This is a genomic window from Actinomadura sp. NPDC048032 (assembly GCF_040653175.1).
Taxonomy (GTDB): domain Bacteria; phylum Actinomycetota; class Actinomycetes; order Streptosporangiales; family Streptosporangiaceae; genus Spirillospora; species Spirillospora verrucosospora.
Window position 1 is genome coordinate 19,922 of the sequence record NZ_JBEZJP010000043.1, and the last position, 11,294, is coordinate 31,215.

At 73.4% G+C, this 11,294-nt stretch carries 11 protein-coding genes and 1 pseudogene; 5 read left to right on the top strand and 7 right to left on the bottom strand.

Features of this window, described 5'->3' with window-relative positions; translation table 11 throughout:
- Window positions 1-110: 110 nt before the first annotated feature.
- The gene (locus AB0C69_RS08970; protein WP_360351626.1) at window positions 111-695 is read left to right on the top strand and encodes a hypothetical protein; all 585 of its coding nucleotides are present in this window, start codon (window positions 111-113) and stop codon (window positions 693-695) included.
- Between the two features lie 13 nt (window positions 696-708).
- Here AB0C69_RS08970 and AB0C69_RS08975 read toward each other — a convergent pair whose 3' ends face one another.
- On the bottom strand, window positions 709-1,446 hold the full coding sequence (locus AB0C69_RS08975; RefSeq protein WP_360351629.1) for a hypothetical protein: 738 nt from the start codon (window positions 1,444-1,446) through the stop codon (window positions 709-711).
- A 59-nt stretch (window positions 1,447-1,505) separates the two neighbouring features.
- Window positions 1,506-2,942, bottom strand: coding sequence for a hypothetical protein (locus AB0C69_RS08980; protein WP_360351632.1), 1,437 nt, complete (start codon window positions 2,940-2,942; stop codon window positions 1,506-1,508).
- Window positions 2,943-3,486: 544 nt separating this feature from the next.
- Here AB0C69_RS08980 and AB0C69_RS08985 point away from each other — a divergent pair.
- Window positions 3,487-3,903 carry a hypothetical protein gene (locus AB0C69_RS08985; RefSeq protein ID WP_345179835.1) on the top strand — a complete coding sequence of 139 codons (417 nt, stop codon included), beginning with the start codon at window positions 3,487-3,489 and terminating at the stop codon, window positions 3,901-3,903.
- Window positions 3,904-3,936: 33 nt separating this feature from the next.
- Here the strand turns inward: AB0C69_RS08985 and map are convergent, their stop codons facing one another.
- Window positions 3,937-4,719 (bottom strand): type I methionyl aminopeptidase, encoded by a 783-nt coding sequence (gene map / locus AB0C69_RS08990; RefSeq protein WP_345179836.1) that lies wholly within the window; start codon window positions 4,717-4,719, stop codon window positions 3,937-3,939.
- A 66-nt stretch (window positions 4,720-4,785) separates the two neighbouring features.
- Between map and AB0C69_RS08995 the strand changes: the two genes are divergently transcribed.
- Window positions 4,786-5,064, top strand: coding sequence for a helix-turn-helix transcriptional regulator (locus AB0C69_RS08995; RefSeq protein ID WP_345179838.1), 279 nt, complete (start codon window positions 4,786-4,788; stop codon window positions 5,062-5,064).
- Between the two features lie 9 nt (window positions 5,065-5,073).
- Here AB0C69_RS08995 and AB0C69_RS09000 read toward each other — a convergent pair whose 3' ends face one another.
- Genes AB0C69_RS09000 through abc-f form a run of 3 tightly spaced genes read right to left on the bottom strand, consistent with a single transcriptional unit; the run spans window position 5,074 to window position 8,700 of the window.
- Complete coding sequence (locus AB0C69_RS09000) at window positions 5,074-6,351, bottom strand: erythromycin esterase family protein (protein ID WP_360351637.1); 1,278 nt, start codon at window positions 6,349-6,351, stop codon at window positions 5,074-5,076.
- 46 nt (window positions 6,352-6,397) lie between these two features.
- Window positions 6,398-7,045 carry a CatB-related O-acetyltransferase gene (locus tag AB0C69_RS09005; RefSeq protein WP_345179841.1) on the bottom strand — a complete coding sequence of 216 codons (648 nt, stop codon included), beginning with the start codon at window positions 7,043-7,045 and terminating at the stop codon, window positions 6,398-6,400.
- A gap of 35 nt (window positions 7,046-7,080) precedes the next feature.
- The gene (abc-f, locus tag AB0C69_RS09010) at window positions 7,081-8,700 is read right to left on the bottom strand and encodes a ribosomal protection-like ABC-F family protein (protein WP_360351641.1); all 1,620 of its coding nucleotides are present in this window, start codon (window positions 8,698-8,700) and stop codon (window positions 7,081-7,083) included.
- A 155-nt stretch (window positions 8,701-8,855) separates the two neighbouring features.
- Here abc-f and AB0C69_RS09015 point away from each other — a divergent pair, with 155 nt between their 5' ends.
- Entirely contained in the window at window positions 8,856-9,497 is a 642-nt protein-coding gene (locus tag AB0C69_RS09015) for a TetR/AcrR family transcriptional regulator (protein WP_345179844.1), read from the top strand.
- A 36-nt stretch (window positions 9,498-9,533) separates the two neighbouring features.
- Here AB0C69_RS09015 and AB0C69_RS09020 read toward each other — a convergent pair whose 3' ends face one another.
- Window positions 9,534-10,688 carry a HAMP domain-containing sensor histidine kinase gene (locus tag AB0C69_RS09020; RefSeq protein ID WP_360351645.1) on the bottom strand — a complete coding sequence of 385 codons (1,155 nt, stop codon included), beginning with the start codon at window positions 10,686-10,688 and terminating at the stop codon, window positions 9,534-9,536.
- A gap of 124 nt (window positions 10,689-10,812) precedes the next feature.
- On the opposite strand from AB0C69_RS09020, the pseudogene AB0C69_RS09025 reads away from it, so the two are divergent.
- Window positions 10,813-11,294 (top strand): annotated as a pseudogene (locus AB0C69_RS09025) (hypothetical protein); the annotation flags it as partial.

Consider the following 11,294-nt stretch of genomic DNA (forward strand, 5'->3'; position numbering starts at 1 on the left):
CGCTCCCGTGGCGTCCGGAACCGGTCTCGGCGACCGTGGCGAACGCGGCGCCGCGCCCCGGGGGCCGTCGCCGCGCCGGAGTCCCGACCACACCCGGGGGGAGCCATCACATGACCCAGTACCACCGTCCGGGGGTCCACCGCCCCAACGTCCTGTTCCTACTGCTCGGCCTGCTCCTGATCGTCGTCGGCGCCGCGGCGATGGTGCTCGGGTTCCTCTACGACGTCCAGTCGATCCTGGGCGCCGACCTCGGCCCCGATCTCGGCTCCGAGGGGCTGAGCGGCGCCGGGCCCGCGATGGAACCGCTGGTCAACGGCTTCACCGTCGTCATCGTCGGCACCACCGTGCTGACGATCGGCCGCTACCTGTGGCGCGGCGCCCGCCGCCGCGGCGCCCGGGACCGGATCGGCCGGCTTCTGATCATCCTGGGGCACCTCGTCGTCTGCGCGGCGCTGGTGGCCTTCACCCGCTTCCTGCTGTCCGCGCTGGACACCGGCGACCCCGGCGAGGGAGAGAAGATCGTCTTCCGGGGCCTGGTCGTGTGCGCGGCGGTGTGCGTCCCCGGACTGCTCCTGGCCCTCCCCGGCCTGCGGATGGCGAGGGAGCGCCCGCTGATGGAGGCCGAGGCCGAGGTGAACCGCCCCGGGCCGCCCCCGCCGCCCCCGCCGCCGCCCCCACGGCCCTTCATGCGCTGACCGGCGCGCGTTCTCAGTGCGGCGGCGGCAGCGGGTCGACGGCGTTGCCGGCGCCGCAGCCGCCCTCGCCCGCCATCCGCTGCATCCGGGGCGGCGTCCACACGTTCGTGCGGCCCGGCGCGACGCGGGCCAGGACGCAGTCGAAGACGTCCGACCCGTAGGGCTTCACGGTGAGGGCCACGCCGACGACGTCGCCCCTGGCGGCGAACTCGCGCCGGATGGCCGGGTCGAGCCGCAGCGACGCGACCGCCGCGCGGATCTTCGCCTCGTCCGCCCGGCCTCCCTTCGGCACGCGGGGCAGCGCCTTGCCCAGCCGCTCGAACGGGATCTCCGGCGTCTTCGGCCACGGCGGGAAAGCGAGCGGCGCCCCGGACGGGCACGGCACCTGCCGCGTTCCGTAGTGCCGCCATTCGGTGGTGGTCGAGAACCGCAGCTCGAAGCACCGCCGCACGGTGACCGTCGAGGACGGGAACCAGCCGCCTTCCGGCGCCGTCCCCTCCGTCCGGAGGACGAGCCGCACCCCGTCCCCGGCGGTCGAGACGCCGGTCACCCGCATGACCTCCACGCCGTCGAGGTCCGCCGCCCGGTGCCCCATGTCCCGCGCGGGCCGCACCCGGGAGTCGTAGACCCGGTCCCCGGCCCGCTCTGCGGCCTTCCGCGCGTCCGCGGCGGCCACGTCCTCGGGGCTCCGGCCCAGCTGCCCGCAGCCGGCGGCGAGCAGGACGACCAGGGGGATCACGAATCGGCGCATGCCGCCAATGATCCCGGCGGCCGCCGCGCGGCGGTATCCGCTCTCGTACTCAACCCGTCTCAGGCGTCGGCGGGCTGCACCTCGGGCGTCGCCTCGACCGGCTCGGCCTCCGGCTCGGCCGTGACCGGGCGGCGGCGGCCCCACGCCAGCGCGGCGGCGAAACACGCGAACGGCAGGGCGGGCAGCATGTAGCGGTAGTCGAAGTCGACCGTGATCGGAGGGATGGCCAGGAGGGCGACGCCGGACGTCCAGAACAGCGCCGTCCGGGCGCGACCCCGCCGCCACACGATCCCGGCCGCGCCCGCGAGCAGCACCGCGCCGAGCACCGTCCCCGGAACGCTCACGTGCTTCTGGTAGCCGCGCAGCACGCCGGCGTACGGCTCGACGACGTGCGTGCGGCCCGTCCCATGCGAGTACTCGTACACGACCGCGCCCCGGTCTCCGCCCCCGTAGACGGGCAGTCTCGGCTTGCGCGCCGTCGGCCGCGTGGGGAAGTGGTAGCGGGCCTCGGTGCCCACGGTCGGGTAGCGCGACCGGTGCCACGAGAACGTCCGGACGAAGAAGTCGTAGGAGACGACGCGCAGGTAGTCGAGAGGCTGGTTCTTGATCGCCCACAAGGCGAACCGCTGCGCCCGCGCGTTGGTCTCCTCGTCGAACGCCTGCCCGTTGGACCAGCCGGTCGGCGAGTTGTCCTCCCAGATCTGGTGGGAGGAGGCGGGCCGGTCGTCCTTGGCGCCGTACGGGCAGAGCCCCGCCAGGTCCGGCGGGGGCGCGAACGCGTCGCAGTCGGCGAACGCCGCCGTCCGCCCCCACAGGAAGATGCCGTCCACGCCCGTCATCTGGAACCGGCCGTGCTCCCGCTGGAACCACGTCGCGTACGCCCCGACGGGCAGCGCGAACGTCACGGCGAGCGCCAGGTACACCGGCCATCGCGTCCGCCTGAGCAGCAGGTAGAGGACGGCGATGAGGAAGAGCGGCACCCCCACGGTCCGCGTGACGGCCGCCACGCCGAGCAGCGCGCCCACCAGCGCGGCGCGCCGCCAGCCGGCCTCCCCGGGCCGGGCCAGCAGCAGCATCGCGCCGAACACCAGGACGGTGAACAGGGTGTCCGACAGCAGCAGGTGCTCCAGTTCGACCTGGAAGGAGTCGAGCAGCACCGGCGCGACCGCCAGCGCCGCCCACGGCCGCCGGACCTCGAAGTCGCGGACGAGCATCCGGTACCCGAGCGCGGCCAGCCCGAGGATGGCCGCGTGCTGGAGCGCCGTCACCAGCGCCAGGCTGTGGAACGGCTTCAGCGCCCAGAGGAAGAGCCCGTACCCGGACGGCCTCATCGGGTGCGGGAACGGGTCGTCCGCGATCCGGACGAAGTCGTAGCTGTCGTTGAACCACAGCACGCCCCGGAACCCGACCATGGCGAGCACCCGCAGCACGACGCCCACGAGCAGCACCGCGCAGAACAGCCAGTTGCGGCGGACGGTCGAAGGGGAGAACGACACCGGGTACCTAACTGTGGGACGTGCGGGCGGACAGGATCCTGCGCCGGTCCTGGACCGGCGGCGTCGCGCCGGGGCGGGCCACTACGTCACTCACTGCCGCCCACGCATCGGCCGAGAGCCTACCAGCGCCGCCCCCGCCCGCCCGTGCTGTCCACCGCAGACGACCAGGTGGCGGCGGCATTTCCCGCCCGGCCGCGGCGCCGCCGGGTGCAGCGGGACCGAGGATCGCACGGACCGCGGACTCCGTGACCGTCGAACCGGCTCGTTGCTGACGGCCGGGGGAGCGGGGCGGTAGTGGCCGAGACGGGCTGTCACCGAGCCGTTCTCCGGCCGGGCACGGCCGGCTGAAACACCCATAGAAGCGGCCCCCAGGTGCCGCTTCTATGTTTCTGGCCCCTACGGGGGCCGTCGGCCCCGCGATCAGGTGGTCGTCGCGTCGGCCGGACGGCGGTCCGCGCCGGAATTGTGCCACCTTCTACTGGCGCATTAGTGTCGCGCGTGGGCGGCGCCTGCCGCTCTTGCCGCAAGAGAGGACGATGCGGGTATGCGCGGTGTCTTAACGCTCGTCGGCTTCACGGTGACGCTCATCGCCGTGGCGGGGTGCGGCGGCGACGGCGGTGACTCCTCGGCTCCTCCGAGGGCCAGCGCGTCCGTGTCGCCGAGTGCGCCGTCGCCTTCGGCGACCTTGGAGTCCCGGTTCTTCGCCTGCCTGCGTACGCACGGCGTCCGGCTGCCCGAAGACGACCGTGCCGGCGGGAACGAGCAGCGGATCAACCGGGGGATCGAGAAATGCGCGTCCCTCATGGAGCCGGGGCAGGCCGTCCTGGTGCGGGTGACCGAAGGGAATCGGTTCCAGGCGTGCTTGGCCGAGCACGGGGTCGAACTGCCCGAACCCGGCCGGAAGCTCAGCCTGATCCGCGGAAGGGACCGGGCCATGGACGCCGCCCTGGAGCAATGCTGAAGCCCTGAGCGGGCGACCGTGGAGACGGCTCCGTCACGGTCGCGTCCGCTTCGGCAGGGTGAGGATCTCGGCGCCGTCGTCGGTGATGGCGATCGTGTGCTCGCTGTGCGCCGTGCGGCAGCCCGTCGCGCTGCGGAGCGTCCACCCGTCGGCGTCGGTGACGAGGTCGGCGGTGTCCTCCATGATCCACGGCTCCAGCGCGAGCAGCAGCCCGGGGCGCAGCTTGTACCCGCGGCCGGGGCGCCCGGTGTTGGAGACGTGCGGGTCCTGGTGCATCGTCGATCCGATGCCGTGGCCCCCGAAATCGGTGTTGATCGAGTACCCCGCCTCGCGCAGGACCGTGCCGATGGCGTGGGAGATGTCTCCGGTGCGGGCCCCGGGTCCGGCGGCGGCGATCCCCGCCCGCAGCGCGCGTTCGGTCGTGTCGATCAGCGCGACGCTCTCCGGGGCCTTCGATTCGCCCACGACGAAGCTGATGGCCGAGTCCGCGGCGACTCCGCCCAGGGAGACGGCGAGGTCGAGGCTCAGCAGGTCCCCGTCGGCGAGCGCGTAGTCGTAGGGGAGCCCGTGAAGGACGGCGTCGTTGACGGACGTGCAGATGTAGTGGCCGAACGGCCCGCGCCCGAAGGACGGCGCGTAGTCGACGTAGCAGGACTCCGCCCCCGCCTCGACGATCATGGCCTTGGTCCACTGGTCGATCTCCAGCAGGTTGGTGCCGACCGCGGTGCGGCTCTTCACCGTCTGCAGGATGTCGGCGACCAGGGCGCCCGTGTCCTTGGCCCGGGCCAGTTCGCCGGGGTTCAGAATCTCGATCATGTGGCCATCATCCCCTGCACCCAATAACTATACCGGTCATACTATACCGGTACTAGAATAGGGGCCATGGTCAGGTTGCCGCTCACTCCCGCGGAGGTCGAACGCGGGCAGCGCCTCGGCGCCCTCCTGCGCCGGGCCAGGGGGGAGCGCTCGATGCTCGCCACCGCGCTCGACGCGCGCGTCTCCCCGGAGACCCTCCGGAAGATCGAGTCGGGCCGCGTGGCCACCCCCGCATTCTCGACCATCGCCGCGATCGCGGGCGTCCTCGGCCTCTCCCTCGACGAGGTGTGGGCCGAGATCAGCCGCCCCGAACGCGATGTCGAACCCTCCGGCTCCGGCGCCTGAGCACGGCTCTCACGTGTCGCCGAGGTCGGCGACGGTGGACGTTGGGGTGGTGATGACGGCGTCGAACGCGTCGAGGACGGGAGTCTCCAGGTAGGCGCTCTGGAGCCGGATGCGGTCAGGTCCGCCGGAGCCCCGCGCGCGGACCCGGTTGAGATCGGCGATGCTCAGCCCGAGCCCGGCGTCGGCGAAGGCGGCTTCGATGCTGTTCGGCTCGGGGGGCTGGAGCGGGGTGGCGTCGACGGCGAACCCGAAGCGCGCGGACTCGTCCGGGCGCATGTCGGCGGTGTGTCCGGCGACGCTGGTCAGGGCGAGGGCGACGTAGTCATCGCCCAGGGCGTCGCGCAGGTGCTGCCCCATGGGGAGTCCCGTGAGGTGGCCGTCGAACGAGACCGGCGTCTTCTGGATGTGGGCGTTGTGGGACGCCAGCACGATGCGGGTCCCGGGCCCGAAGCGCTTCAGGTGCCACTGGACCGACCCGGCCATGTAGACGTCCCGGGCCGAGGTGTCGGCGGTCAGGCCGCTGCCGGCGTACAGGCCGGCCATCGCGCGGAACCCGTAGTCGGCGTGGCAGGCGGCCTCCAGGCGACGCAGAGCGATGTCGTACTCGTGCCGGTCGCCACGGGACAGGTACAGCGGCGCGACGGCACGGAACCGGATGAGCAGGCGCATCAGGAGCGCGCTGAGCGCGTCCTGCTCGGCGGCGGCCAGGCGGGTCCAGGCCGGTGCGGCCGCGGCGGCCGAGGGGCCGGCGAACGACCCGGCGATCCGCACGGCCTCCTCGACCACCGGAAGGATCTCGGGGTCGACCCGGCGCAGGTAGTCGGCGACGGGGGCCAGGGCCGGCAGCAGCGACCCGCCCGCCGCCGGGACGTCGATCCCGGCGAACCGCACCGGCGCACCGGCCGTGGCGTTGTGCCGGCGCATCCAGCGCAAGGGCTCTTCGACCCCCACGGGGATCGTTTCGGCGAGATGGGCGGAGAGCTCATCGTCGGTGCCCTGCCCCTGGGCCCAGGCGTCCAGCGGGAAGCCTTCGCTGAAGCCGTACTCGAAGGCGAGGACGGTGAAACCGCAGCGTTCGGCCAGGAACCGCAGGACGCGCTGGCGCAGGTGCGAGAACTCGGTGATGAAGTGGGAGTTCTCCCCGATCGCGACGACGCGCGCGTCACCCACGATGCCGCGCAGCGGCTCCAGGTCGTCCAGCGGCGCCTCGGGGGCGAGGTGGTCGAGCGCGACGGCGGCGGAGCCGAGCCGGTCGGCGAAGGTGGCGTGAGGGGACGGAGCAGGCATGCTGGCAACTCGTTTCCGGATCGGAGGGGGAGGGACGGCGATCGGCCTACTCCATGCGGGCCGCCGCCTCCTCCAGGTCGTCGATGCCTCCTGACATGATCGTGCGGACGTGCTCGGTGATGTGCTGGAGCGGCCAGTCCCACCAGGCCACGGCCAGCAGGCGGTCGACGTCGGCGTCGCCGTAGCGGCGGCGGATGAGCCTGGCCGGGTTGCCGCCGACGATGCCGTAGTCGGGGACGTCGTCGACGACGACGGAGCCGGACGCGACGATCGCTCCGTGGCCGATGCGGACGCCGGGCATCACCGTGGCCCGGTAGCCGAACCACACGTCGTGGCCGACGACGGTGTCGCCCCGTCCGGGCAGGCCGGTGATGAGATCGAAATGCTCGGCCCAGGAGCCCCCCATGATCGGGAAGGGGAACGTCGAGGGCCCGTCCATGCGGTGGTTGGCGCCGTTCATGATGAACCGCACGCCCTCGCCCAGCGCGCAGAACCGCCCGATGACCAGCCGTTCCGGCCCGTAGTGGTACAGCACGTTCCGGGTCTCGAACGCGGTCGGATCGTCCGGGTCGTCGTAGTAGGTGAACTCCCCGACCTCGATCAGCGGCGAGGTGACCAGCGGCTTCAGCAGCACCACACGCGGCTGCTCGGGCATCGGGTGCACGACGTTCGGGTCGGCGGGGACGAGTGGCATGACGATTCGCTTCCTTACCGGTGTGATGGGTGCGCTCAGCCGCGGGCGGCGGGCGCCGGAGCCGGCCGCACGGCCAGGTGGCGGCCCTTCCAGCGGCGGCGCAGCAGGCGGTCGTGGCTGACGACGACGAGCGTGCCGCCGTAGCCGGCCAGGGCGTTCTCCAGGTCCTCGACCAGGGCCGGTGACAGGTGGTTGGCGGGTTCGTCCAGCAGCAGGACGTCGGACGGCTCGGTGAGCATCCGCGCCAACGCGAGCCGCTGCCGCTGCCCGGTGGACAGCCGCCCGGTCGGGACCGTGAGCCGGTCGGGCCTGAACAGCCCCAGGGAGAGCAGCCGTTCGGCGTGCTCGGCCGGATCTCCCGCCCGCCCGCGGGCGAAGGCGGTCAGCACGGTCTCGTCCGGGCGTCCCGGGCGCGGCTCCTGGGGCAGGTAGGCGATCCGGCCGCGCCGGGTGACGCTTCCGCCGTCGGGGGCGAGTTCACCGGCCAGGACGCGGAGCAGAGTGCTCTTGCCCGCTCCGTTCGGCCCCGTGACCAGCAGGCGGTCGCCCGCGGCGACGGTGAGGCTCGTGCGGTCGAGCCGGCCGTCGACGGCGACGCCGTCGGCCTCGATCACCGCGCCCCGCAGCCGGCGGGCCCGCAGGACGGGAGTGAAGCGCAGCGGCTCCGGCGGAGCCGGGACCGGGTCGGCGAGCAGGCGGCGCAGCCGCTCCTCGGCGTTGCGCACCCGGGCGGCCACCGACTGCTGGACCCGGCCGCCCGCCCGGTCGTAGGCCATCTTGTTGCGGTCCTTCATCTCCCGGCCGGGGGCCACCTGGCGCGCGGTGGTCGCGGCGGCCAGGCGGAGCCGCTCGACGTCGGACCTCCACTGCTCGTGGGCCTGGCCCCAGCGCCGCCGGGCCGCCGCCTTCTCGGCGAGGTAGCCGGCGTATCCACCGCCGTACCGGACGACGCCGTGCCGGTCGGCGTCCACCTCCAGCAGGCTGGTGGCGACGCGGTCGAGGAACGCCCGGTCGTGCGAGACCGCCACCGTGGTGCCCCGCCGGGCGCGCAGGTGCTCCTCCAGCCAGTGCAGGGCGTTCTCGTCGAGATGGTTGGTCGGCTCGTCCAGCAGCAGAACCTCCGGCGCGGACGCCAGAACGGCCGCCAGCCGCAACCTGGCCCGTTCCCCTCCGGAGAGGTCGCCGACGGTGCGGTCGCGGTCGACGAGGCCCAGGCCGAGCCCGTGCAGGGCGCGTTCCACGCGCGCGTCGGCGTCGTAGCCGCCGCGCAGCTCGAAGACCGTCATCAGATCGCCGTACTCGGCCGCGACCGACTCCTCGCCTTCGGCCATCGCCGCCTCCAGGCGGCGCATCCGCTCCTCCACCGCGCGCAGATCGCTCAGCGCCCGGTCGATGACCTGCTGGACGGTCGCGTCCGGCACCGTGCGCTCGTCCTGGGCGAGGTAGCCGACGCCGCCGGTCGCCTGGACGACGACCCGGCCCTGGTCGGGACGTTCGCGTCCGGCGAGCAGGCGCAGCAGGGTCGTCTTTCCGGAGCCGTTCTCACCGACGATCCCGGTGCGCTCTCCCGGGGCGAGTGAGCAGGTCACCTCGTCAAGGACGAGCCTGCCGTCGTAGGACTTGCCGACACCGAGCGCGGTGATCTGCGTGGCCATGCGTGCACTCCCAAGCATTCGAGGACGGGGCGGCCGTCAGCGACCGCGCGGTCGGGTGAACGCTTCGGAAGAGCATCGATCACTCCACTAATGCGACAACTGTTACATTAGGATTCTGCCATGCCGCATCCCCCAGAGCAACCGGACCACCTGCGATGACTTCCCCAGACGCACGACCGGAGGGCGCCGGAGGCGCGCCGCCGCCCCGGCCCCGCCCCGGCGGCCGGACCGCCCGCACCCGCGCGCAGGTGCTCGACGCGGTCCTCGCGGAGCTCGGCGAGCACGGCTACGACGGGCTCACCGTGGAGGCCGTCGCGGCCCGCGCGGGCGTGCACCGCGCCACGGTCTACCGGCGCTGGAGCGACGTCGGCGGCCTGCTCGCCGACGTCCTCGACGCGGCCGGCGACGACGACTGGAGCCCCCCGGACACCGGCTCGCTGGAAGGCGACCTGGCGGCGCTGAACGAGGAGATCCAGACGGCCATGGGCGCGGAGCCGCCGATCATGGAAGCCCTGATCGCCGCCTCGTTCCGCTCGGAGAAGGCCGCCCGGGCCCAGCGGCGGCTCTGGGAGGACCGCTACACCCGCTGCGAGATCGTCGTCACCCGGGCCGTGCGGCGCGGCGAACTGCCGCCGTCCACCGACGCCCGGCGCCTGCTCGTCGCCGCCACCGCGCCGATGTACCACCACCTGGTGCTCCTGCGCACCGATCCCGACCCGGGCCTGCCCGCCCACGCGGCCAGAACCGCCGCCCTGGCCGCGGCCGCAGGCGCCTTCAGCGAACCCGGGCCGGAGTAGGGACGGCACGGGGAAGCCGCCACCGGCGGCCTCCCGTCAACGGATCGTGCAGGGCCCGCCCGGGGACGGCGCCGGCTCGGGCGCCCCCGCGTGCTCGCCGGGCAGCCGGACGGTGACGATGAGGCCGCCCGTGGGGCGGGGGGTGAGGTCGAGAGTCCCGTCGTGGGCCCGGACGATGCTGTGGACGATCGCCAGCCCGAGGCCGACACCGGCGTGCTCGTCGGTCCGTGCGCGCTGGGTGCCGCGCTGGAAGGGTTCGGTGAGGGTCGGGACCAGTTCCGGCGGGACCGGCTGACCGGTGTTCTCGACCCGCAGCACGCTCGCGCCGTGCAGCGATCCGGTGTGGACCGTCACGGTGCCGCCGTCCGGGAGGTTGTGGACGATGGCGTTCTGGACGAGGTTGGTCACCAGCCGCAGGACGAGCTCGGCGGAGCCGAGGGCGTGCGTCCTCTCGCCGGTGACGTCGAGCGTGATCCGGCGCTGTTCGGCGAGGGGGAGCAGCGTTTCGGCGGCTTCCTCGGCGATGAGGGACAGGTCCACCGCGTCGCGGGTGAAGCTCTTGCGGTCCATGCGGCTGAGCAGCAGGAGGGCCTCGGTGAGGTCGATCGCCCGCGTGTTGACGGTGTGGAGGCGTTCGAGGACCTCGCTCTGATCCCGCGCGGGGTCGCTGCGGGCGGTGTCGAGCAGGGTCTGGGAGATCGCCAGCGGGGTGCGCAGCTCGTGGGAGGCGTTCGCGGCGAACCTCTGCTGTTCGGCGACGTGGGATTCGAGCTGTTCGAGCATGGCGTCGAACACGTCGGCGAGTTCCCGGAACTCGTCCCTGCGGCCCCGGAGCCGGATCCGGTGGGACAGCGAGCCGCCGGAGGCCGTCCGCGCCGCGTCCGCGATCCGGGTGAGCGGCGCGAGCATCCGGCCGGCGAGGAGCCACCCTCCCGCGAGGCCGAAGAGCAGGAGGAAGCCCATGGCCGCGGCCGCGGCCGGATAGAAGCCGCGCAGCAGTTCGGAGCGGTCGGGCCCGAGCACGATCACGACGCCGAATCTCCTCTGGATGGCTCCGGCGTCGACGTCGCGCATCCAGCGCAGCACGAACACCCAGACCACGGCCAGCAGGAGACCGCCGCCCAGCAGGAGGAAACCGGCGTAGCTGAGCGTGAGCTTCAGCCGGGCGCTGAGACCTGGGCGCCTATCCATGACGACGGCGTTCGTTCCCGGCGATCGGCACACCCATGCCCGCGATGCTACGAGCCGCTACATATCGTCCGCGTATCGAAAATCCCATACGCGCCGGCAACACCGCGCCGTCTTCACTGGCGGCATGGCTGAGCGAGGACACACGACGGCGCCGGTGGAAACGGCGGAAACGGCGGAGCCCGAACAGGCCGGGGCCGGACGGCGCACCGGCGCCGGGTCCTGGCGCGCGGGCGTCCGCCGGGCGATCCGCGCCGGCTCCCGGCCGGAGCCGTGGAGGCGCGGCCCCCTGCTCGCCGCGTCGGCGCTGCTCCTCGGCCTGCTCATGCTGCTGCACGCGGAGATCCCGAACCGGATCGGGAACCTCGGCAGCCTGGTGGAGACGTTCCTCCCGTGGTTCGGCCTGTTCGTCCCCGTGCTGCTGGCCGGGGCGCTGTGGCGCCGCTCCGCCTCCGCCGTCGCCGCGCTGCTGCTGCCGGTCGTGGTGTGGCTGAACCTGTTCGGCGGGCTGCTCGGCGACAAGTCCCACCCGGGCGGGGACCTGACCGTGGTCAGCCACAACGTCGGCGCCGGGAACCCCGATCCGGTCGCCGCCGCACGCGACCTGGC